14 protein-coding genes are annotated in these 24,368 nt (G+C 59.7%); 3 read left to right on the top strand and 11 right to left on the bottom strand.

Annotation, left to right across the window (positions count from 1 at the left end):
- Positions 1–92: 92 nt before the first annotated feature.
- The 3 genes from AC1RAC_RS08625 to prfB all read right to left on the bottom strand — a co-directional run bounded on the left by AC1RAC_RS08625 (position 93) and on the right by prfB (position 3,630).
- A complete protein-coding gene (locus AC1RAC_RS08625; RefSeq protein WP_106117928.1) occupies positions 93–809 on the bottom strand; it encodes a TetR/AcrR family transcriptional regulator in 717 nt (238 codons plus the stop codon).
- Positions 810–952: 143 nt separating this feature from the next.
- Complete coding sequence (gene lysS / locus AC1RAC_RS08620; RefSeq protein ID WP_054917821.1) at positions 953–2,455, bottom strand: lysine--tRNA ligase; 1,503 nt, start codon at positions 2,453–2,455, stop codon at positions 953–955.
- Positions 2,456–2,534: 79 nt separating this feature from the next.
- Positions 2,535–3,630 (bottom strand): peptide chain release factor 2 gene (prfB, locus tag AC1RAC_RS08615; RefSeq protein ID WP_096001736.1). Its coding sequence is split into 2 segments (ribosomal slippage): positions 2,535–3,557 and positions 3,559–3,630, totalling 1,095 coding nucleotides; the frame shifts between segments, so codons are not numbered across the junction.
- A 531-nt stretch (positions 3,631–4,161) separates the two neighbouring features.
- On the opposite strand from prfB, the gene AC1RAC_RS08610 reads away from it, so the two are divergent.
- Entirely contained in the window at positions 4,162–6,429 is a 2,268-nt protein-coding gene (locus AC1RAC_RS08610) for a pyocin-S2/colicin E7-DNase domain-containing protein (RefSeq protein ID WP_072447661.1), read from the top strand.
- A gap of 1 nt (position 6,430) precedes the next feature.
- Positions 6,431–6,685 (top strand): bacteriocin immunity protein, encoded by a 255-nt coding sequence (locus AC1RAC_RS08605; protein ID WP_054897112.1) that lies wholly within the window; start codon positions 6,431–6,433, stop codon positions 6,683–6,685.
- A 143-nt stretch (positions 6,686–6,828) separates the two neighbouring features.
- On the opposite strand, the gene AC1RAC_RS08600 is transcribed toward AC1RAC_RS08605, so the two are convergent.
- The 8 genes from AC1RAC_RS08600 to AC1RAC_RS08565 form a co-directional block, all read right to left on the bottom strand.
- Positions 6,829–7,830, bottom strand: coding sequence for a response regulator (locus tag AC1RAC_RS08600; RefSeq protein ID WP_054897111.1), 1,002 nt, complete (start codon positions 7,828–7,830; stop codon positions 6,829–6,831).
- A 52-nt stretch (positions 7,831–7,882) separates the two neighbouring features.
- Positions 7,883–8,893, bottom strand: coding sequence for a chemotaxis response regulator protein-glutamate methylesterase (locus tag AC1RAC_RS08595; protein WP_034126508.1), 1,011 nt, complete (start codon positions 8,891–8,893; stop codon positions 7,883–7,885).
- A complete protein-coding gene (locus AC1RAC_RS08590) occupies positions 8,890–11,169 on the bottom strand; it encodes a hybrid sensor histidine kinase/response regulator (protein ID WP_492616502.1) in 2,280 nt (759 codons plus the stop codon). Before AC1RAC_RS08590 ends, AC1RAC_RS08595 begins: the two co-directional genes overlap by 4 nt.
- On the bottom strand, positions 11,166–11,867 hold the full coding sequence (locus tag AC1RAC_RS08585; RefSeq protein WP_034126506.1) for a chemotaxis protein CheW: 702 nt from the start codon (positions 11,865–11,867) through the stop codon (positions 11,166–11,168). Before AC1RAC_RS08585 ends, AC1RAC_RS08590 begins: the two co-directional genes overlap by 4 nt.
- The gene (locus AC1RAC_RS08580) at positions 11,864–13,126 is read right to left on the bottom strand and encodes a CheR family methyltransferase (protein ID WP_127882179.1); all 1,263 of its coding nucleotides are present in this window, start codon (positions 13,124–13,126) and stop codon (positions 11,864–11,866) included. Before AC1RAC_RS08580 ends, AC1RAC_RS08585 begins: the two co-directional genes overlap by 4 nt.
- The gene (locus tag AC1RAC_RS08575) at positions 13,123–13,635 is read right to left on the bottom strand and encodes a chemotaxis protein CheW (RefSeq protein ID WP_034126504.1); all 513 of its coding nucleotides are present in this window, start codon (positions 13,633–13,635) and stop codon (positions 13,123–13,125) included. The genes AC1RAC_RS08580 and AC1RAC_RS08575 overlap by 4 nt, the downstream gene beginning before the upstream one ends.
- Positions 13,635–15,257, bottom strand: coding sequence for a methyl-accepting chemotaxis protein (locus AC1RAC_RS08570; RefSeq protein ID WP_014717193.1), 1,623 nt, complete (start codon positions 15,255–15,257; stop codon positions 13,635–13,637). The genes AC1RAC_RS08575 and AC1RAC_RS08570 overlap by 1 nt, the downstream gene beginning before the upstream one ends.
- 626 nt (positions 15,258–15,883) lie before the next feature.
- Positions 15,884–17,152, bottom strand: a complete 1,269-nt coding sequence (locus tag AC1RAC_RS08565) for an Hsp70 family protein (protein ID WP_054896375.1) — start codon at positions 17,150–17,152, stop codon at positions 15,884–15,886.
- A gap of 158 nt (positions 17,153–17,310) precedes the next feature.
- On the opposite strand from AC1RAC_RS08565, the gene AC1RAC_RS08560 reads away from it, so the two are divergent.
- Positions 17,311–24,252, top strand: coding sequence for a dermonecrotic toxin domain-containing protein (locus AC1RAC_RS08560; protein WP_492616501.1), 6,942 nt, complete (start codon positions 17,311–17,313; stop codon positions 24,250–24,252).
- The last annotated feature ends 116 nt before the right edge of the window (positions 24,253–24,368 follow it).

The following is a 24,368-nucleotide window of genomic DNA, read 5'->3' as shown; positions in this document are numbered from 1 at the left end:
CAGTTAGCGCACGGCTTCACATCTGAGCAGCAGGCCCATCAGAGGTAGGAGCTGGCTTGCCTGCCCCCACCCAAAGCAGATTGCGCACAGGGCTAGGCCGAGGCCAATACCAGGTGCATGTGACGCTTGAGGATTTCAAGCATCTCGTCACCCGTCAAAGGCTCTGCGCCGCCCAACAGGCCCTGATATTCCATCCGACTGATGATAGCCGTCAACACCTTGGCATCCTGCTGTGGCTCACGGGAACCCAATACCTGGAAAAACTGCCCGGTGCCCTGCAACAGGATCTGTTGGTGGGAGCGTACCAGTTCGGCCAGGCGCGGGTTGAGCAGGGCTTCCTGGCGAAAAGCCTGCTCGGCCATCAGGTATTCGCGGCGGTTGGTCAACTGGCGCAGCACATAGTCGGCGGTCAGGCGGGCGATATCATCGGCCAGTTGCGAGCGCGACTGCGGGCTGCCGTCACCATAGGCGACCATCTCGCGCAACAGGCCTTCGTTGCGCACCCACAGCTTGCCCATGAAAGCGGCGCTGCGCTCCACGTATTGGGCGAAGGTGTCGGTGAGCAGGTCGTCGATGTCTTTGAAGTAATAGGTGGTGGCCGACAGCGGCACCCCCGCCTCTGCCGCCACTGCCCGATGACGTACGGCCCGCACGCCATCGCGCACGACGATACGCATGGCCGCATCGAGAATGTCTTGCCGGCGCTGCTCGCTGCCCCGCCGACTGGCCTTGCGGCCCTGGTACTGAACACTTTCAGCCACGGCAGCAGCAATGCCGGCGGCACCTTCTTGAGCCATTATGCGGTTCACCACACTTCTTCCTTTAGAGGTGACGCGGAGCGTCACAGAGTGCACTCCCACGCGGAGCGTGGGAACGATCAATGACGAGCACCACTTGAACAGGCCACATAAAAAAGCCGCCTTATAAAAGGCGGCTTCGGATTTCGCTACGGTTACGCTTGTGGCCGCATGTGCGGGAACAGGATCACGTCGCGGATCGACGGCGAGTTGGTCAACAACATCACCAGACGGTCAATGCCGATACCTTCACCGGCAGTCGGCGGCATGCCGTACTCCAGGGCCCGAACGAAGTCGGCATCGTAGTGCATGGCTTCGTCGTCACCGGCGTCCTTGTCGGCCACCTGGGCCATGAAGCGCTCGGCCTGGTCTTCCGCATCGTTAAGCTCGGAATAGGCGTTGGCGATTTCGCGGCCACCGATGAACAGCTCGAAACGGTCGGTGACGTTCGGGTCGTCGTCGTTGCGACGGGCCAGCGGCGACACTTCGAACGGGTATTGGGTAATGAAGTGCGGCTGTTCCAGCTTGTGCTCCACCAGTTCTTCGAAAATCATCACCTGCAGCTTGCCCAGGCCTTCGAAGCCCAGCACCTTGGCGCCGGCTTTCTTGGCAATGGCACGGGCCTTGTCGATGTCGTTGAGGTCGTCAGCGGTCAGCTCGGGGTTGTACTTGAGGATCGAGTCGAACACCGACAAGCGCACGAATGGCTCGCCGAAGTGGAACACCTTGTCGCCGTACGGCACGTCTGTGCTGCCCAGCACCAGCTGTGCCAGCTCGCGGAACAGCTCTTCGGTCAGGTCCATGTTGTCTTCGTAGTCGGCGTAGGCCTGGTAGAACTCCAACATGGTGAATTCAGGGTTGTGACGGGTCGAGACGCCTTCGTTACGGAAGTTGCGGTTGATCTCGAACACCTTTTCAAAGCCGCCAACAACAAGCCGCTTGAGGTACAGCTCAGGCGCAATACGCAGGAACATTTCCATGTCCAGCGCGTTGTGGTGGGTCTCGAACGGCTTGGCTGCGGCACCACCCGGGATGGTCTGCAGCATCGGGGTTTCCACTTCCAGGAAGTCACGCTGCATCAGGAAGCTGCGGATGTGAGCAATGACTTGCGAGCGTACGCGGAAGGTCTGGCGCACGTCTTCGTTGACGATCAGGTCAACGTAGCGCTGGCGATAGCGCTGTTCGGTGTCGGTCAGGCCGTGGTGCTTGTCTGGCAGCGGGCGCAGGGACTTGGTCAGCAGGCGTACATTGGTCATCTCGACGTACAGGTCGCCCTTGCCGGAACGGGCCAGGGTGCCTTCGGCGGCGATGATGTCGCCCATGTCCCAGGTTTTCACCGAGGCCAGGGTTTCTTCGGACAGGGTCTTGCGGTTGACGTAGACCTGGATGCGACCGGTCATGTCCTGGATCACCATGAACGAGCCACGGTTGAGCATGATGCGACCTGCCACCTTGACCGGGATCGCAGCCTCTGCCAGTTCTTCCTTGGTCTTGTCCGCATATTGCTTCTGCAAGGCATCGCAGTAGTTGTCGCGACGGAAGTCATTGGGGAAGGCGTTACCCTTGGCGCGCTCGGCAGCAAGCTTTTCCTTGCGCAGGGCGATCAGGGAGTTTTCTTCCTGTTGCAGGGCTTGCGGGTCGAGTTGTTGGTCGCTCATGTCTTTAAATATTCCATCAGGTTCGTTGCCCCCAGCCTTCGGCGGGGGATCGCGGGCAAGCCCGCTCCCACAGAGGGTATTAGAGGCCGGATTTCAGGCTGGCTTCCAGGTATTCGTCGATATCGCCGTCGAGTACCTTGTCGCAGTCGCTGCGTTCGATGTTAGTGCGCAGATCCTTGATCCGCGAGGCATCGAGCACGTACGAACGGATCTGGTGACCCCAGCCGATATCCGACTTGGTGTCTTCCAGCGCCTGGGAAGCGGCGTTGCGCTTCTGCATTTCCTGCTCGTACAACTTGGCCCGCAGCATTTTCATGGCGGTGTCCTTGTTGGCGTGCTGGGAACGTTCGTTCTGGCAACTGACCACGGTGTTGGTCGGTACGTGGGTGATACGTACGGCCGAGTCAGTGGTGTTTACGTGCTGACCACCGGCGCCGGAGGAACGGTAGGTGTCGATCCGCAGGTCGGCCGGGTTGATCTCGATTTCCACTTTGTCGTCGATCTCTGGCGAGACGAACACCGCAGAGAATGAGGTGTGGCGACGGTTGCCGGAGTCGAACGGGCTCTTGCGCACCAGGCGGTGCACGCCGATCTCGGTGCGCAGCCAGCCAAAGGCGTATTCGCCCTTGATGTGTACGGTCGCACCCTTGATACCGGCCACTTCACCGGCGGACAGTTCCATGATGGTCGCGTCGAAACCGCGCTTGTCGGCCCAGCGCAGGTACATGCGCAGCAGGATGTTGGCCCAGTCCTGGGCTTCGGTGCCACCGGAACCGGCCTGGATATCCAGGTAGGCGTTGTTCGGGTCCATTTCGTGGCTGAACATGCGGCGGAATTCAAGCTTGGCGAGGTTTTCCTCGAGACGGGCCAGCTCGGCGACAACATCGCCCACTGCGCCTTCGTCGTTTTCTTCGACGGCCATGTCCAGCAGGTCGCGGCAATCACCCAGGCCGGTGTTCAGTTCGTCGAGGGTATCGACAATCTGTGCCAGCGCAGCGCGCTCGCGCCCCAGCTCCTGGGCGTATTCAGGTTTGTTCCAGACACTCGGATCTTCAAGCTCGCGATTGACCTCGGTCAGACGCTCATGCTTTTGATCGTAGTCAAAGATACCCCCGAATAGTTTCGGAGCGCTCGGACAGGTCCTTGATGGTGTTAAGGATCGGGTTGATTTCCATGGCGGGCAGCACTCGTTGGCGAACTTTTGAAAGCCGGCGAGTATAACGGCAAACGGCTGGAAACGGCAGCCCGCTTGGTCGATTCTGCCAAGACAGCGCTTCCCTCTCGTCACGCTTGCTTCGGTGACGGATACGCGACCATCAGAGCATTTCCTATAGATTGACGATGCCGCGCGTTAGAAAACCCGACCTACTACTCGCTAAAACCAGACCGTTCATCTGTTTATACAAATAATTTGAAAATCCAAATCAGAGCCTGCCTAAAAGACCACAAACCAACCCACTCCAATAAAAACAAACAATTAGGTTTCTAGCCAAATCATCCCAAGACTCAAGTGATAAACATACAAGAATATAAATACATCAGTTTCAGAACCGTCTTACAGAGTCTCCTACACGCATAAAATCAAATCAAAACGCCATCAGTTTTTTCTTTCTTCCCTCTCAAATAAGTTTGATCAAAGCGCCTGAGTTTTTTTCTTCAGGACGCACAAACTCTAACGATCACTCTCATAAAAATGGAGAGGCCCTATGGCACAACAAGGGTGGCAGCCAGGACAACCTTTAGAACTCAAGCCGACGATAATTACCGCAGGGAGACGAAACACTTATTGGGGTGGTGAAGGCGGAGGCTACGTAGGAAGTGGAGATGGCTGGGGCCTTCAAGAAGGGCCACGTCGGGGTGAAGGAGACCGTAGCCGCTTCAAGCAGTTTGACTTCCCTAGCACCACCGCCGATTTCATTGGAGAGCAAAAGTACAATCAATCCTTGATTGACGCGGAGTACAGCGCACGGTTCGCAACCCTCACTACTGACACTGAACGCGAACTCGCAGAGAAACAGCAAGCCGCGAAAGCTTCACAGGCACTCACAGAGACAGCCTCAGCCATTCTCGATCAAAAAATCGCATTTGAAATCATCGACGCGAAAAAATCCAAATACGCCAGTACTGCGCCACTCATCTATGGGCTCTATGATCAAAGCCCTTTTTACCTGATGGAAAACTTAACTTATACAAAGCTACGTGAAACGCTTGCCTCTTCTGACCCGATAAAAAATCTGGGCGATGCCTACACACTTTACGACAACGTCTGGAGGGCCGCACAAGAACTCAAGGCTCTCTCGCTCTCCATAGACATTCTGACTAAAAAACTTTCAGGGTTGGCAAAGGCCCGGCAAACGCTGGAGGCCAATTTAGCCGAACAGGATCCTGGCTGGGCAAATTTACACAATGAGTATCTGAAGGTCATTGCAGATGAGTTGGAAATTCAAGTGCAGTTGCTGCCGGAATACCTGCAGGTGGAACTCGCCTCTCTTGCCGGTTCGGTCGTTGGATTGACACCCGACCAGACCCTCATGCGTTACAAAAACACGCTGGACAAAATGATCGAAAAAACGATGGCTGCGATCAAACCTATTGACCCACCGTTAGCCATAAACCGGAACGGGTTGATGATTTACTATCCCGCAGCCAACCCACAGGTTACACCGCCACTCAGCAAACCCGAGCTTGAGGGACTCAAACAGCTTATTTATCTGCAGCAGAACACCGCGCTTGGGGTGAGATGGCTCAGCCACCATGATTTTGTGCTGAAGTCAGAGTCCGCGCGGTTTCTTGCCAACGCCTCCAATGCAATCAGCGACCTCGCAGAACGTGCGCAGCAGGTCGCAACGGCCCAAGCGCGTATTGAAGCGGTAAGAGTAGCCAATACCTATCGACTGTCGGGCACTGCTGCTGCGACTCAAGCGATAGTCATGACCTCAGTCGGAACTATCGCTACAGCAGAGGGGGTTACCGTCACGCTGCGAGCCGCTATTGGGGCAGCAGTGGCCGCATTGACGGAATTGGCCGCCAGTACCGCGAGTGGCTTGATGGTCGGTGTTTCAGCGCTGATCTATTCTCCCAAACTCGCGAACGGAGAACTTCCAGAGCGTTATGCGCTTGGCACACCGATCTCAACCTTGGTACCAGGCCTCGACGAGTCGACGATAAGTTCGGCAGTCAACGGCACAATCGACCTGCCGGTTCGAATGAGTTCGAGGACGGCCGCAGATGGGCGGTCAGAAGTTTTTGTGGTCAACACCGATGGTGCAAGCGTGCCTTCCAGGGTCAAAGTGGTTACTGCGACCTATGATCCTGGGCAGAAGGTATACACCGTCACGACAAGTGACATTCCACCAAGAACGTTGATTTGGACACCTATTTCCGCTCCTGGAGATAGCTCAACAACGCTGCCACCGGCCCCGCCTGAAACGCCCGTCTATGCAGGCGCCGACACAATTCCAGTCGAGGGTAGGGTTGACAGTTTTCCAGCCGTTGTTGAAGCTGGATTTGACGACTTCATCATCGTTTTCCCGGTCGATTCTGGCCTGCCTCCAATCTATGTCATGTTCAGGGATCGGCGTGAAGATCCCGGAATCGTGACAGGCAATGGGCAATCTATAACCGGCTCTTGGCTGGGAGCGGCCTCCCAGGGTGAAGGAGTCCCTATACCATCGCAAATTGCCGCAAAACTGAGAGGTCAAGAATTTAAAAACTTCAAGGCATTTCGTGAAGCCTTCTGGAAAACGGTTGCTAGCGACTCGGAACTGGCTAGTCAGTTAAACCGTCAAAACCTAAGAAGAATACTAAACGGCAAGGCGCCCTATACTAGCGAACTAGAACATGCTGGAAAATCTAGTAAATTCGAACTTCACCATAAAATATTCATTTCCCAAGGCGGAGAAATTTTCGACATCGACAATATCCACATAGTCACTCCAAAACTTCATAAGCGTATTCACGGCAAAGGTAATTAAGATGAAAACCTCAATTTCCGAGTACACAGAAAGCGAATTTTTAAAATTTGTAATTTCTCTTTGTGATGCGAGTGCTCGCTCTGAGGAAGAAGATGACGAAATGCTATTAGAATTCAAGCGACTTACGGAGCATCCTGATGGGTCAGATCTCGTCTATTATCCAAGAAAGGGTAGAGAAGACAGTCCAGAAGGCATTGTAAAAGAGGTCAAAGAGTGGCGCGCGAATAATGGCAAGCCTGGATTCAGAATAGAATAACGCCGTCCTGCCCCCTGCCATCGGCTCTACAACGATGGCAGATTTCTTAGCTCAAAAACTTTCATATGTAATCAATTCGGATGAGTACGAAACTCAGGAGTGCAAGGGGGAAGTCCCCCTCGCACATTGAAGTTGGCCTCTAATTACTCGATACCAACCTGATTACGCCCATTGTTCTTGGCCGTGTACAACCCCTTGTCCGCCGCCATGATCAACTGCCGACAGTCCGTACCCTGAGCCGGCGTCAACGTCGACAGCCCGATACTGATGGTCAGGCTGGCACCTTCAGCCGGGGCGATGTGCGGGATTTTCAACGCCGCCACCGCCATGCGCAGTTTTTCCGCGACCAGGCGTGCGCCGCCCGGCGAGGTGTTGGGCAGGACCAGTGCGAACTCTTCGCCACCGTAGCGCGCCGGCAAGTCCGAAGGGCGGCTGCTGGCATCGCGAATGGTGGCGGCGACTTTGCGCAAGGCTTCGTCGCCCTCGACATGGCCGAAGCTGTCGTTGTAGGTCTTGAAGAAATCCACATCGATCATCAGCAACGAGAGTTGGGTCTGGTCGCGCATGGCGCGACGCCATTCCAGCTCCAGGTATTCGTCGAAGTGACGGCGGTTGGACAGCCCGGTCAGGCCATCGGAGTTCATCAGGCGCTGCAGCACCAGGTTGGTGTCCAGCAACTGTTGCTGGCTGACCCGCAACGCACGGTAGGCCGCGTCGCGCTGCAACAGGGTCATGTAGGAGCGCGAGTGATAGCGGATGCGCGCTACCAGTTCGATGTTGTCCGGCAGCTTGACCAGATAATCGTTGGCCCCGGCCGCAAAGGCCGCGCTTTTGATCAGCGGGTCCTCTTTGGTGGACAGCACGATAATCGGGATATTCGCGGTGGCCGGGTGATTGCGGTACTCACGCACCAGGGTCAGGCCGTCCAGGCCCGGCATCACCAGGTCTTGCAGGATCACCGTGGGCTTGATGCGGATCGCCTGGGCAATCGCCTGGTGCGGGTCGGCGCAAAAGTGGAAGTCGATGTTCTCTTCATGGGCCAGGCCACGCCGCACGGCTTCACCGATCATGGCCTGGTCGTCGACCAGCAGCACCATGGCGGCGTTTTCGTCGGTCTTGAAGTCGTCGAGCTGTAAATCATTCATGTGCAATCACCTGAATTACTACCTGCAAGCCAGCACGGCGGGAGATTTTTGTTCATTTTGCAAAGACCTCCAGCAATCGGGGCGCAATTCTATCCAGTGGGCGAATTTCAACAGCAGCATCAATCGCCGCCGCCGCTTTGGGCATGCCATACACCGCCGAGCTCTGTTGGTCCTGGGCGATGGTCAAATATCCTTGCTCACGCATCAGCTTGAGGCCCTGGGCGCCGTCGCGCCCCATGCCGGTGAGCAAGACGCCAACGGCGTCACCGTTCCAGTAGCTGGCGACGCTTTCGAAAAACACGTCGATGGAGGGCCGGTAAATCTCGTTCACCGGCTCTGCGGTATAGGCTAGCGTGCCATTTTTCAACAAGCGAATATGGTGGTTGGTTCCGGCCAGCAATACCACGCCGGGTTGAGGCGGCTCGCCCTCACAGGCCAGGCGCACCGGCAGGCCGGAAGCGCTGCTCAGCCACTCGGCCATGCCGGCGGCGAAGACCTGGTCCACATGCTGTACCAGCACGATGGCGGCGGGAAAATCCCGGGGCAAACCCTTGAGCAGAACTTCCAGTGCCGCCGGCCCACCAGCCGAAGAACCAATGGCCACCAGCCGTTGACGCTTGCCGGTGACCCGCTGCGGCGGGGTTTCGGCACGCACCCGCGTGCCGCGCTGGCCGATCAGCCAACCAATATTGAGGATCTTGCGCAGCAGGGGCGCGGCCGCATCCTTAGGGTTGCCAACGCCCAGTGCCGGGGTGTCCACCACATCCAGGGCGCCGTGGCCCATGGCTTCGAATACGCGGCTGACGTTGGCCTGGCGGTCGACAGTGACGATCACAATCGGGCAAGGCGTGTCGGCCATGATCTGCCGGGTGGCCTCCACCCCATCCATCACCGGCATGATCAGGTCCATCAGGATCAGGTCCGGGGTCAGCTCGGCGCAACGCTGTACCGCTTCCAGGCCATTGCTGGCCACCCATACCACCTCGTGGGCGGGCTCGTAACTCAGGGCGCGGCGCAAGGCCTCCACCGCCAGGGGCATGTCATTGACGATCGCAATCCTCATGCCCGGGCGCCTCCAATCAGTTCAACCACGGCGTCGAGCAAGGCGTCGTCATGGAAACTGGCTTTGGCTAGATAATAGTCGGCCCCGGCGTCGAGGCCACGGCGGCGGTCTTCTTCACGATCCTTGTAGGAAACCACCATCACCGGCAACGATTGCAGGCGACTGTCACGGCGCAAAAGTGTGACCAATTCAATACCGTCCATGCGAGGCATATCAATATCAGTGATAAGCAGGTCGAAGTCCTCGGAGCGCAATGCGTTCCAGCCATCCATGCCATCGACCGCAACAGCGACTTCATAACCACGATTGAGTAATAATTTGCGTTGCAGCTCGCGCACCGTCAGTGAGTCGTCCACCACCAGCACACGCTTGCGCGGCGCTTCGGTGGCCTGCTGGCTGCGCCGGGCAATGCGCTCCAGGCGACCGGTGTTGAGCAATTTATCCACCGAACGCAGCATGTCTTCGACATCGACGATCAACACCACCGAGCCGTCATCGAGCAAGGCCCCGGCGGAAATGTCCTGGACTTTCCCCAGACGATCATCCAGCGGCAACACCACCAGGGTGCGCTCGCCGATAAAACGCTCCACGGCAATCCCGTACACGGCATCGCGCTCGCGGATCACCACCACCTTCAAGGTATCTGTCGGGCTCTGCCCCGGCGGGCGCTGCAGCAACTGGCTGGCGGCAACCAGGCCGACGTGCCGGCCCTCATGCCAGAAGTGCTGGCGGCCTTCCAACTGCACGATGTCGTCGGGCGCCAGGTCGCACATGCGTTCGATATGCGCCAGGGGAAAGGCATAGGCTTCTTCGCCGACTTCCACCACCAGGCTGCGCACCACCGACAGGGTCAACGGCACCTCAAGATGGAAGCGGCTGCCCTGCCCCGCCGTCTGCTCCAGCACCACCGCGCCGCGCAGTTGACGAACCATATGTTGCACCGCGTCCAGGCCGACCCCGCGCCCGGACACTTCGGTGACTTTGTCGCGCAGGCTGAACCCTGGCAAGAAGAGGAACGTGAGCAGTTCCTCTTCACTCAGACGCAGGGCCGTTTCAACCGGCGACAGATGGCGGTCGACGATGGTGCCGCGCAGGCGCTCGAGGTCGACACCGTTGCCGTCATCGCTCAATTCCAGCACCAACAACCCGGCCTGATGGGACGCACGCAGGCGAATCAAGCCTTCCGCCGGCTTGCCCGCCAGCACGCGTTGCTCAGGGGTTTCGATGCCGTGATCGACCGCATTGCGTAATAGATGGGTGAGCGGCGCTTCGAGTTTTTCCAGCACGTCCCGGTCGACCTGGGTCTTTTCGCCCTCAATCTCCAGGCGCACTTGCTTGCCCAGGCTGCGACCTAAGTCACGCACCATGCGCACCTGCCCGGCCAGCACATCGGCAAACGGCCGCATGCGGCAGGCCAATGCGGTGTCGTAGAGCACCTGGGCGCGCTGGCCGGCCTGCCAGCCGAACTCATCCAGCTCGGCGTTTTTTTCCGCCAGCAGGGCCTGGGCTTCACTCAGCAGGCGACGGGTATCGGCCAGGGCCTCCTGGGCTTCCAGGTTCAGATCCAGCGACTTGAGCTGGCCGTCCAGGGCATCCAGCGCACGCAAGCTGTTACTTTGAATGCGCTTGAGGCGTTGCAGGCTGGCCAGGTACGGCTTGAGCCGCTGGGTTTCCACCAGGGATTTGCTGGACAAGTCCAACAGACTGTTCAAGCGCTCAGCCGTCACCCGCAGCACACGCTCGCCGCCTTCGGTCATGCGCTTGTTCTGGCGCGGCGCGTCACTGCCGAGCGGTGGCGCAGGCTCCAGCTCGGGCTCCAGCAGCAGCGCGTCAACCCGCGGCGCGGGGATGGGCTCGGGTTTTGGCGCGGGCGTCGCAATCGGCTGCGAGGGATCGAGCAAGCGCTCCATCAGCGCTACGTACGCCTCGATATCCGTCGGCCCCACATCGTTGCCCGGGGTGGCGATACGCATCAGCAGATCAGTACCTTGCAGTAATGCGTCGATATGTTCAGGTTGCAGATACAGACGGCCTTCCTGGGCGCTGACCAGGCAATCTTCCATGACGTGGGCCACGCTGACGCCGGCATCCACACCGACAATCCGCGCCGCCCCTTTAAGTGAATGCGCGGCGCGCATGCAGGCTTCGAGCTGGTCGGCCTGGGTCGGGTTGCGTTCCAGCGCCAGCAGGCCCGCGCTCAACACTTGGGTCTGCGCATCAGCCTCCAGGCTGAACAGTTCCAACAGCGAGGCATCGCGCATCTGGTCGGGGGTCATGCGAGGCTCCGGGTCACGGCGGACAACAATTGCGCTTCGTCCAGCCAACGCAGGCTGCGGCCTTTCCACTGCAACACGCCTTGGGTGTAGCGTGCGCTGGCCTGGGTGCCGGACACCGATGCGGCCTTCAAGGTGCGCTCATCGATGGCATGGATGCCGTCTACTTCATCCACCGGCACCACGACCGGGCCGTCCTGGGCAGCGATGATCAGCATGCGCGGCATGATCCGCCCGCCGCTGGCGCCGGCACTGGTGCTGTCCAGGCCCAACAGTTCCACCAGTGACAGGCACGCCACCAGCGCCCCGCGTACGTTGGCCACGCCCAGCAGCGCTCGGGAACGCTGGTGCGGCAGCGAGTGGATCGGCTGCAACGGCGCCACTTCCACCAGGCAACGGGTGGCGATACCGAGCCATTCTTCGCCGAGGCGGAACATCAACAGCGAACGGGTGACCACCTCGTTATCCGCTTCGGCAGTTGCCTGCGCGTGATGGTCGTCCTGTTGCAGTGCGTAGCGGTCGAGCAGGCGTGTGGCGGCGGCGGAATACACCGAGCAATTGCGGCAGTGGATATGCTCGGCCAACAACGGGCAGGACTTGTCGCCATGAATACCGATGCGGTTCCAACAGTCGTCAATGGCTTGGGTATCGGTCAGCGTCAGGTCCAGGCCTGCGGTGTCGAGCGCGTCAGGGCTACTCATCGTTTGGACTCACTGTCAGCTCGCTCGCTACGGGCGGCGCGTGCCTGAAGACGGCGCGCGCCGGCACTGTCACCCTGGGACTCGAGCAACGCGGCCAGGTGCATCAGGGCCTGGGGATGCTGCGGTTCCAGATACAGGGCTTTTCGGTAATACCCTTGGGCCTCCAGGGCACTGCCAGCCACATCGCTGAGCAGCCCCAACCAGTAAAACACCTGGGCGGCCGGCGGGTGACTGCTCAAATACCGTTCGCAGGCCGCTCGGGCCTCGGCACTTTTGCCCTCGTTGGCCAGGGTTGCGATCTGGCTGAGCAAATCCCCGGCATCGGTAGTCACCACTTTGACCGGTGGCACGTTGGGGCTGACGGTGCTGAACGGCCGCGGCTTGAGCGGTATCGGCGCCGCCCTGCGCTGCGGTAGCGGCGCGGGCGTCGGTTTGACCACAGGTGCAACCGGCGGGGCCGGTTCTACATGCCGACTGAAGGCAAAGGACTGCGGCACACCGATGGAGCGCATGCCGTGACGCCCCAGCAGGCTGCCCTCGGCCGGGCCGATAAACAGCACACCGTCTACGTGAGTCAATGCCTTGAGCACATCAAAGACCTGTTTCTGGGTCGGCTGGTCGAAGTAGATCAGCAAGTTGCGGCAGAACACAAAATCGTAGGTTGGCTCATTCGCCAGCAGTGCCGGGTCCAGCAAGTTGCCGACTTGCAGGCGCACTTGTTCGCGCACCCGGTCGGCGATGCGGTAATTACCTGCGTCTTCAGTGAAGTGACGGTCACGAAACTCAAGGTCGGCGCCGCGAAACGAGTTCTTGCCGTACACGCCCCGCCGCGCGCGCTCCACCGACAGCGGGCTGACATCCATGCCCTGCACTTTGAACTGGTGGGGCGCCAGGCCCGCATCGAGCAAGGCCATGGCAATCGAATAGGGTTCTTCGCCCGTCGAACACGGCAGGCTGAGAATACGCAGGGCGCGCAGCTGATTGATCTCGGCCAGACGCACCTGGGCCAGGCGGGCCAGGGTTGCAAAGGATTCGGGATAGCGGAAAAACCAGGTCTCGGGGACGATCACCGCTTCGATCAGCGCCTGCTGCTCGTCATGGGAGGTTTGCAGGTGTTGCCAGTAAGCCTCCGCCGACTGCGACTGGGACGACTGGCAGCGCTGGCGCACCGCGCGTTCGATAATCGCCTCGCCCACCGAAGCGACGTCCAGGCCGATGCGTTCTTTCAAAAACGCGAAAAACCGCGGGTCATTGCTCATAGGCTCAACTCGGCGGAAAACAGCAAGGCGCGCACTGGCGCGGTCAACAGATCCGCAACGCCAATCCACTGCATCAAGCCCTGGGCATCTTCACGCACCGGCCCCAGGTACGGCGCCTGCCGGTTGTCCAGGCCATAGGGCTGGAATTCGGCGGGGTCGCAACGCAGGGTGTCGGTGGCCTGTTCCAGAATCAGCCCCAGCCAACGCGCCTCACTCCAGGGCTGCGGCTGGTAATTGACCAGCACCAGGCGCGTGCTGGTACGCGCCTGGGCCGAAGTGCCGAACGTCAGGGCGCTCAAGTCGATGACCGGCACCAGCACCCCACGATGGGCGAAGATACCCGCCACCCACAAGGGCGCTTGGGCGATAGGTTTGAGCGCCAGGCGCGGCAGCACCTCGGCCACTTCCGTAGCCTTGAGGGCAAAGCGTTCGTTGCCGATGCGAAACACCAGAAACAACGCCTTTTTCGCTGCCGGGACGGCACCGCGTTTAGCCGCGAGCTCGCTCATCAGACTTTGAAACGCGAGACGCCGCTGCGCAGACCGACCGCAACCTGGCTCAGTTCATCAATGGCAAAGCTGGCCTGGCGCAGGGATTCGACGGTCTGGCTGCTGGCATCGCCCAATTGCACCAGCGCGTGGTTGATCTGCTCGGCACCGGTGGCCTGGGCCTGCATGCCTTCGTTGACCATCAACACCCGCGGCGCCAGGGCCTGTACCTGATGGATGATCTGCGACAGTTGCTCGCCCACTTGCTGCACCTCAGACATGCCGCGGCGCACCTCCTCGGAGAATTTGTCCATGCCCATCACCCCTGCCGACACCGCCGACTGGATCTCACGCACCATCTGCTCAATGTCGTAGGTCGCCACAGCGGTCTGGTCGGCCAGGCGGCGCACTTCGGTGGCAACCACGGCAAAGCCGCGGCCGTACTCGCCGGCTTTCTCAGCCTCGATCGCAGCATTGAGGGACAACAGGTTGGTCTGGTCAGCCACCTTGACGATGGTGACTACCACCTGGTTGATGTTGCCAGCCTTCTCATTGAGGATCGCCAGCTTGGCGTTGACCAGGTCGGCAGCGCCCATCACCGAGTGCATGGTTTCTTCCATGCGGGCCAGGCCCTGCTGGCCGGAACCGGCAGCCACCGAGGCCTGGTCGGCGGCGGTAGACACTTCGGTCATGGTGCGGACCAAGTCCTTGGACGTGGCGGCAATTTCGCGGGAAGTGGCGCCGATTTCTGTGGTCGTGGCCGCTGTTTCGGTAGCGGTCGCCTGTTGCTGCTTGGAGGTCGCGGCAATTTCGGTGACCGAGGTAGTGACCTGTACCGATGAACGCTGCGCCTGGGACACCAGGGCGGTCAGCTCGGTCATCATGTCGTTGAAGCCGGTTTCAACCGCGTTGAATTCGTCCTTGCGCTCCAGATTCAGGCGCTTGCTCAGGTCACCGGTGCGCATGACTTCGAGGATTTGAACGATGCGCTGCATCGGCGCCATGATCGCGCGCATCAGCAACAGGCCACACAGCGCGGCGGCGAGAATCGCCAGCAACAGCGAGACGCCCATGCTGATCTTCGCGGCCGCTACCGCATCATCGATGGCGGCGGTGGCGTTGTCGGCGACCTGTTTGTTTTCGTTGATAATGTCATTGAGCTTCATGCGGCCTGCGGTCCAGGCGGGGGTCAGTTGCTCGTTGAACAACCTCAGTGCTTCGGCCGCGTTATTGCTCTGATGGGCTGCCAAGACCTGGGCGAGAATCTGGTTGTAGCTCTGGTGCAGTTTTTCGAAGGCATCGAATTCGGTGCGATCCTGGGTGATATTGATCGTCCCTGCGTAGCTGGCCATATGTTGCTCAAGCCGAGCCTCGAAAGACTTGTAGTCCTGTTTGTCGGTTTCGGAAATGCCCTGGTTCTCGTGGATCCCGACCAACTCCTGGGTCTGCAGGTAGCTGTCGACCCAGGCGCTACGAATCATGGAGCTGAAAAACACCCCGGGCACCGCATCGTCCCGCACTGAGTTTTCGCTGATTTCGATTTTCAGCAGGCGCGAATACGAGACCACGACCATCAGCAGCATGATCGCGATAATTACCGCAAAGCTCGCCAAAATCCTTTGGCGCAGGGTCCAGTTCTTCACAGTAATTCCTCGCAGGGCCATTCAAATGGAGGGGAGTATAGCTGAGCGGCTGCGCGCTTTTATCAAGGCTTTTGATGTGCAGTGCACAGAATGCAGATGTGCTCGCGTTGGCCACAGTTATCTACACAATTTTGGTACGGCGCTGGACCTGTGGCGAGGGAGCTTGCTCCCGTGACGGCCTGACAGCCGACGCCTACCCACCTGCCCCCCCCACGATCTGAATGTGGGAGCTGGCTTGCCTGCGATGGCGGCCTGACAGTCAACACAGCTGGATTGTGTACATATCCATTCCTGCGGCAATGGCCGCTTAGGGTTCCGCCCTGACGGCGGCTCACTTTTGAAAAGCGCAAAAGTAAGCAAAACGCTCTTGCCCCACCACTCGGCACCTCGCCTAGGCTCGGTGTGCCCGTAATCCGCCAGTGATTTGGGGGGCCGCCGCCACGCGCCATCCATGGCGCGGGGCGGCTAAACCGGCATCCCTGCCGGTTTACCCCCCAAATCCCTGTCGAATTCCGGCCAGCGTGGTTTAACGGGGCGCCTAAGATCAAAAGCAGATCAAGATCAAAAGCGGCTCGCTTCGCATCGTGGTTACCGTCAAGTGGGCGCGCCACGGTGTCAGCTACAACTCAGCAACCGTAACGCTTGCTCGCCTCAATCGCCAAACCACTGCCAATACTGCCGAAGATATTGCCTTCCACATGCCGCGCATTCGGCAGCATTGCAGAGATGCTGTGGCGCAGCGCCGGGATGCCGCTGGAACCGCCGGTAAAGAACACCGTGTCCACCTGCGCCACGCTCACCGAGGCGTCGTTGAGCAACTGCGTGACGCTGCCGCGTACACGTTCCAGCAAGCTGTCGATGGACGACTCGAACAGTGCGCGGCTCAGGTCTACGCTCAGGCCCGCTTCGATGCGGTCCAGCGGCACGTGGCGGCTGTCTTGATGGGTGAGCTGGATCTTGGTTTCTTCCACTTCCATGGCAAGCCAGTGCCCGGCGCGCTGTTCGATCAGTTTGAACAGGCGGTCGATGCCGCCGGTGTCTTCGATGTCGTAGCGCATGCTGCCCAGGGCCAGCTGGGATTTTTGCGAGTACACCGAGTTGATGGTGTGCCAGGTGGCCAGGTTCATGTGGTGGCTGGTGGGCATGTAGGCGCCGCTCTTCATGCGGCTGCCGTAGCCGAACAGCGGCATCATGCCTTGCAGGCTGAGCTGTTTGTCGAAGTCGGTACCGCCGATGTGCACGCCGCCGGTGGCGAGGATGTCGCTCTGGCGATTGTCGTTGTGACGACGATCCGGCGACAGGCGCACCAGGGAGAAGTCGGAGGTACCACCGCCGATATCGACGATCAACACCAGCTCTTCTTTCTCGATGGTCGACTCATAGTCGAACGCCGCTGCAATCGGTTCGTACTGGAACGAGATGTCCTTGAAGCCGATTTTGCGCGCCACATCCACCAGGGTGTTTTCCGCTTCCTGGTCGGCCATCGGGTCGTCATCGACGAAGAATACCGGGCGGCCCAGTACCACTTCTTCGAATTCACGACCGGCGTTGGCTTCGGCGCGGCTCTTGAGTTGGCCGATAAACAGTGCCAGCAGGTCGGTGAAGGGCATGGCAGTGCCGAGCACGCTGGTGTCGTGCTTGATCAGCTTGGAACCCAGCAGGCTCTTGAGCGAGCGCATCAGGCGGCCTTCGTAGTTCTCCAGGTATTCGTGCAGCGCCAGGCGACCATATACCGGCCGGCGCTCCTCGAAGTTGAAGAACACCACTGACGGCAGGGTGATCTTGTCGTCCTCCAGCGCGATCAGCGTCTCCTCGCCGGGGCGGATCCAGCCGACGGTGGAGTTGGACGTGCCGAAATCGATGCCGCAGGCACGGGCTGGAGATTCGTTTTTCATGTCTTACAGGTTCCGGGCAAAAAACGGCCGCGCAGTGTATGTCACTCGCGAGCGGATGCGTAGACCGGCGATCCGTAAATTCGCGCTATATAGCTACGTCTTGAACCGGCAGGGGCTTGGTTAGGCTCGGGTTTTACTGCCCTCACGGACGAATCGCTATGCCTGATGCAACCTTCAACGCCGACCTGCGCGGCGTGCATTACGACTTTCTCAAACAACGCGTGCCGAACTGGTTCATGGAAGGCTCGCCGCAACGCCAGCAAGAGCTAGGCACGCACGAGATGGATATTCCTGCCTGGTACCTGGCCGCCACTCACCAAGACAAAGCCACTCTGGCTGCCCGGCACACGCGCTTTCGCGAAACGCTCAATGCGATTGAAGAGCACCTGGGCCAGATTGAAGACGTCCTGGCCTTCGCCGAACAGCCGCTCAAAGAGGCGATCAAGAAAGAGTTCAACCTGGAACTGGATGTGCGCAATGTATTTTTCGTGCGCAAATACGGCTCAAAAGGTGCTCGCGATGACTTTTACGGTGCCTTTGTTTTCGAGCAGCAAAACGACCCGTCACTGAGCTACAGGTATCGCGGCATTTCCCTGTTGGAAGCGGCCCTGGCCAATTTCGAGGCCGATGAAGAGCAGCCGTCGTCGTGCACCGATTGCCAACTGATCACCACCTTCAACCTAGAAAACCCCCACATCATTGCGACCTTCGCGGCCGTCCAGGCACAGGCGGTGGCGATCACGCCCCATGCTTTCGCCAGGCTTTGCCGCACATTGGACCTTGGCGCGCTTTATCAGGCGCATATCAAGGCCATTGTAGAGCCCCAGGACGCGGATGAACGCCAGGCGCTTGAACAGCTGTTGGAAGAGCATCAACGCGAGCAGTTGGCACTGTGCATCGATATTGCCCGGTTGCAAAGCACCGGACCGCTCAGTGCCGACGCCTGCCAGATGCTCCAGAATGTGGTCACGGGCTCCGCCACGCCGAAACTGGCCGGGAAGCCTGTGACATACACCGCGCTCAACGTGTTCGACAGCGTATTGGTGGGGCCGCTGCTGATCGGCCCTGATCGGCAAAACACCAACCGCCCCGAGCCTCTAGTGGTGTACATCCCCGGCGACCCGCAACAGCCCCTCAAGGAGTATGCGTCCAGTGGCGAATTCATGGCCGACTTGCGTACCCGTCTGCACAGCGCATCGTACCGGCGCTTCTTCAGCCGCTTTGTGCCGGTGCGCGAACAAGGCGGGTTCTTCACCCGGTTCAACCGTCTGTACCAGCCTGCCAGTAACGGCAATGGCGGCGCGGACTACCCGTTGCGCACGCCGTTGGCGCGCTTGCCTATGCAAGAGTTCGCCCTTGCCGGTGACCTTTGGCAGCGCAGTCGCCAGGCGCATATCAGCAAGATCCTGAGCGATGCACGCGCAGTGGCCGTGCCCACCGAAGACGAGGACCGCAAGGCCCGGCTCGAACGCCTGGAAGGCTTTTTCGAGGCGGCCGTCAGCGTATTCAACCTGGCCGCGTTCGTGGTGCCGGGGCTCGGCCCGATCATGTTGGCCGTGGGCGCATCGCAGATGTGCTACGAAGTGTTTGAAGGCATCGAGGCCTACGATCAAGGCGAGCCCCGGCAGATGTGGGCGCATTTTGCATCGGTAGCCCTGAACGTAGCGTTCATTGCCACCGGGTCCAAGGTGCTGCCCGCCGTCAAATGGCAAAGCGCAGTGGATCACCTCAAACCGGTGACGCTGCCCACGGGCAAGCAGGTGCTGTGGAACCCCGACCTCAGGCCCTATGCCTCTACCACCAAACCGGCGCCAGAGGTCAAGCCCAATACGTTGGGCCTGTACGATCATGCCGGTCAGCAATGGGTGTCGTTCGAGAATACGCATTACCAGGTCAAGCAAGACCCGAGCGGCCAGTACCGTATTCAGCACCCGACTCGCCCCGACGCCTACGCGCCGGAATTGGAACACAACCATAACGGGGTGTGGACCCATGAGCTGGAAGAACCGCTGACCTGGGACGAGCCCACCTTGATCAAGCGCCTCGGGCTGGTCGAGCAGGCGGATCCGTTGCGTATCAGCGGCGTCGAAACTGACGCTCTGCGCCAGGTTGCGGTCGATCATGAACCCTTGCCGCTGTTGCTTGACGACACCATCAAGCGCTTCGAGCTGCATCAGCAACTGACTACCTTTGTCGAGCAAATCAAAAGCAGTGACCCGCTGGTCTACCAGAAGGCCGAACCGGCACTGCAGTTTGACCTGCTTCAACGCCGCGGCCTGCTGCCTGATGGCGTAGCGCTGAAAGTCATCGGCCCAACGGGCGAGGTCGTGTGGGAAAGCGCCGATGCGTCGCCCTTGTTGCCCAAGCGCGTGATGGTGTTGACCGAGACCGCCATGGCCCAGGGCCGTTTACTCAGGGAGTTGCTGTACACCTTGCAAGGCGTCGACCCGCGGCTCAAGGAATTCCCCGGCAGCCCCGAAGAGTCGCTGGACGTTCGCGCCGCCAAGCTGCGCCAGTACCTTGGCGATGCCGTTGATAGCCTCAAGGGACCGCTGCTGGAGGAGCGTTACCGTGCGTTGAACCCAACGCCTGACGCCGATGTGCAGCGCGTGCTGGATGCCTACCCGGCCTTGCCGACGCTGGCCGCCGAACGCTTGCTGCAAGGCGCTGCTGTGGATGAGCTGACCGCTTTTCGCAGCAGCGGGCGCCTGCCTGACCGGTTGGCCACGCAGGCTCAATGGTGCGCGCAGGAAACCCGCGTGGCGCGCGCCTACGAAGGGCTGCACCTGGACACTCAGACCCACCTCGACAGTCAGCGCCTGGCCTTGCGCACCCTGGAAACCCTGCCGGGCTGGCACCGTGGCTCGCGGGTGGAGTTGCGTCAGTATTCGGCGGAGGGCACGCTGATGGATGCCATCGGCTCCCCCGACTTCCCGCACAAGCGCAGCCTGATACTGCTGGACAGCGGTGAGTTCCAGGCAACCATGCCCGGCGATTTCTACAGCGCCATCTGGGAGCAACTCGCGCCCGATGAGCGTCAGCGTCTCGGGTTGGGCAGCGCGGTCGAATTGAAGCAGGCGATTCAACGCAGCCCTCTTTCGCGCCAGGCGTTGCGCACGGTGCTGGAGGACCAACCGCTGCGCAAGCCCGAGTACGATCCGATGGTCCGCTTGATGGGCGGCGCTCCGGGCTTTCGGCATATGGCAAGGGTGGCGGCTAATGTGCTGCGCTCTCCAGCAGAGCGGGTACGCCGGTTGTATCCATCATTCACTGAGGAGCAAGTCACAGCGTTTATTCAGTCGCTGGGCGAAGATGTCCCAGGCGGGTTGGCCAGTCGTGAGCTGGAATACCACCACCTGAAAAAATCCTTGAAAGCGTGGGCTCGCTCCAGAGGGCCACATGCCCTGGCGTACTACAGCGCCGAATGGCGTGTGAGTGATGCAATCAAACGCTGCTGGCGTCGCGAGACCGGAAGCCAGTTGAATATCCGTCGTTCAAAAGACGAGATTCGTTGGGTGGATTTGCCGCCGCTGAAGGCCGACTTCAGTCATGTCCAGGAAGTGGCGTTATCGGGGCTCACATGGAAGGGGCACTCCAGCTCGTTGTTCCTCGAAAATTTCACGCATATCAAGAGCCTGAGCATGACTGGCGCCGAGTTGGTCGAGTTGCCGGCGGTGATCGGCGATATGAAGCAGCTCACGTCGTTGAAACTGCCCTCCAATGAACTGAAACTGAGCGAGCGTAGCGCGGCAAGCTTGAGCGCTCTGGATGCCTTGCAAGTGCTGGATCTTTCGGAAAATCCGCTGGGTACATTGCCTGATTTCGGCGGTATGCCGCATTTAAGAGCGCTGAATCTATCTTTCACCCGAATCGAGCGTTGGCCTTCGGGGTTGAGGACGCAGACTGGGCTGGAGCGCGTCGACTTACGTCACAATCGACTGCTGCAGGTACCGCAGGACAATCTTGTTCCGCCGGCAGATCAACTGGAAACGATCGTGCGGATCAATAACGTCACCTTGCTTGATGGCAATCGCTTCCCACACGATTACTGGGAAACATTCGATAAGTATTGGCAGGACGTGAACCAGTCACGCCCCGACCTTGTGTCAGGCGCTCTCGATGGCGCCTTTGACAGCAGAAATCCACGCCTGGAAATGGTGCAGCACATGTACCCCGAGTATTCCCTGCAAAAGGCCCGGGAGCTTGTCTGGAGCTGGGGCGAAGGCGCCGATACCGAGCTGGACCGGCGCTGGCAGGAGTTTTCTGTGCTGCTCAGGCAGTTGAACGCGTGGGCATTTTCAGGCGGCGGCGAGCGCCAGCGCTATGTGCGCGTGGGGGAGCGCGCCACCGATGCTGCGTCACTGCGTGATCGCAACCTGGCGCACAACCGCATCATGCGCTGCTGGCGCCGTGAAACCCCGCAACAGCTCACCAACGACGGCGAGCCCTTCGGCCTGGAGCTGGACCTCAGCGGCCTGACGCTGCCAAGCCTGCCCGACCTGGATGCGGACTTCAGCCACGTAGGCTCACTCAAGCTGAGCAACATGAACCTCAGTACTTCGCCTGAGGGGTTCCTCGCTCGCCATCAGGGCGTACGCTGGCTGGACATGTCGCGCAACCAGTTGCGCGAGTTGCCGCCGGCGCTGGGGCAGATGCATGGCCTGACCCGGCTGTCGTTGCAAAATAACCAGATACGCCTGAACCCGGAGTCGGCTGCGATGCTGGCGTCGCGCAGCACCCTCAGAGCCTTGATCCTCAATTCAAACCCCCTTGATATCGCGCCGGATTTCAGCCAGATGACGGATTTGCGTTCGCTGGGGATGGGCAATACCCATATTGAAACCTTTCCCACCGGGCTGGGGGCGCAGCCCAGCCTGGATGCGGTGTACCTGAGGGGCAGTCGGATTTCAACGCTGCCCGATGCGCTGATTGCCCCCTCGGACGAGGCGTTGGCGCAATCCCTGCGGGTAACCAGCGTCACTGACCTGGGCCTGAACCCCTTGTCCGCCGAAACTCAGGCGCGAATCGCCGATTACAACCGTCGGCTTACCGACCCGGAGCGAGCGGCCAACAGGTTGGTGCGCAGCACTCTGGAGGTGACTGTGCCGCAGGCCGTTACTGGCGACTCAGCGCCGTTTCAGCGCTGGGCCAGAGGGTTGTCAACGCAGCAGCTTGCCCAGCGCCAAAGCCAATGGTCCACCCTGCGTGCACTGCCAGGCTCGGACGGTTTTTTCGACATGCTCAGAGACCTGAACGTGGCGCCCGCTGAATATGAGGATGTGCAGCAGCGGGTGTGGGAGGTGATCGACGCGATTGCCAGCCACAGCGCCGAGTCGGAGCAGCTGCGCAAGGAGATGTTCGAATGGGCGGGCCAGGCGACGTGTTGCGACCGTGCCGCGTTGACCTTCGGTAATCTGGAAATCCTGCTGATGACCAGCAATGCCAAGGCCCAGGCGTTGGATTCGACTCAGGGCGCCGCGCTGGTGAAGCTGTCCAGGGGCTTGTTCCGTCTGGAGGAAGTGGAAAAGATCGCCCTTACGGATATCGACCAGCGCCGGACTGCGATCAATAGCCGCGAAGACCTGACGGCGACGCAGAAGGCTGACGCTCTAAGGGCTCTGGAAGAAGTGGAAATCAGGCTGGCCTATCGTTACGGCCTTAAAGAGCGGCTTGACTTGCCTGGCCAGGCGCAGCAGACCAGGTTCATTCGTTTCGGCAACGTCAGCCAGGCGATGCTGGATGCTGCGTACGATAAGGTGATCGGCCTGGATAATTCGGTGCATGAGTTTCAAGCCATGCTCGCCAGGGAATTCTGGCAAGACTACATCGCGAACAAATACCGCTCGCGGTTCGAGGCGCAGAACCAACCCCATCACGAACAAATGAATGCGTTGTTGCGCGATTTCGAGTCCGGTGCAATCTCCAAGGCGGTGTTCGACGGTGAGGCCGAAGCACTGCAGGGGCAGTTTGCAATCGAAGAAGCACAGCTGATTCAAACCCTGTCCCGCGATGAAGTGGCGCAGGCGTTGATGCCCACTGCGAGCCTTGAAGTGTTGGTGGAGCCTGTGGGTCAGGAGCTGCAACTGTCTGAGGCTAAAGCCATCGATTTCAACGGCAAACAGTATTTTGTCGCGAGCATGCCGGATGCGGGCGATGGCGAGCATTACATCTTGCGGGTGCAGGCACCCCAGAACCCGTTGGCGCTGGTCAGCAGTGGGGTGGTAGCCAAGCCCGATATCCATGGGGTCTGGAAGCGCAGGGGGTTGGCGGGTGGGATGAAGCCGCAGGGCTCCGACGATGAGTTTTTCGACGCGTCGGAGTCCATGCCGGTAACGCCCTACACGGCGGAGGAACTGCGCCATATGCGTCGCGATATCCACTTTACGGCCAGCCCCAATCGCATCGGCAGTTATAACCGTGCCAATAACGGCAAATACCCGCTCAGGGACTATCAAGGCCGGGCGATCCGCATTCGCGAATTGGAGCAAGCGGTCACGATAGCTCCCGGTGTGCGCTACACCTCGGAGCAGATCAAGCCCTACATTCAATTTCAGGGCTATGAGCAGGTGGGCGCACGCTATGAAGAGAAACTCCAGCTACGTTCGTTTACGGCCCAGGACATGAAAGCGCCCGGTGAAAGCGCGTTGATAGGCCAGGCCACGGTGGTTGCCAACCGGCGTATCGCCAAGGGCGAGATCGTCGGCGTGTACGGCGGAACGGTATTGCCCATGGGGATCTTCGGACCCAGCGGGCAGACGTACACCATGAGGGTAGGAAGCAAGGAGGTCGCGCGGGGCAATACCCTGGTGGAAGAGCCGATCCACCTGTCGGGGGATAATATTATTTCCAGAATCAATACCCTCTTCGAGTATGACGCCCAGGGCAAACCGTTGCGCCAGGCCCCCAGTGGCTACAACGTTGAAGCGGTGGGCTTCAATGTCGAGGCAGACAGGTGGATGGGGGTAGGGGAGGGTGCGCGAACCAAACGCGAGAATTTGATACTGACGGCGGTATTTGCCACTGAAGACATTTCAGCGGGCGCCGAGCTGCGCATGGATTATCAGTACACTGAGGGGGCAATAAAAAACCTGTTTGCTTGATCCTACCCGAGTAAGTAAAGGGTCTGTCGTCGTAAATAGCCATATCCCATCTTGAAAGGGCGGGTTTTGCCCCAATCTTGTGGGCATATCCAGGCGGTACACAGTGATTGCACTGA

This window comes from Pseudomonas sp. GW823-FHT02F05, from assembly GCF_058797315.1.
The sequence above is the reverse complement of the archived record's forward strand: the minus strand, read 5'-3'. Positions and strand labels throughout refer to the sequence as shown.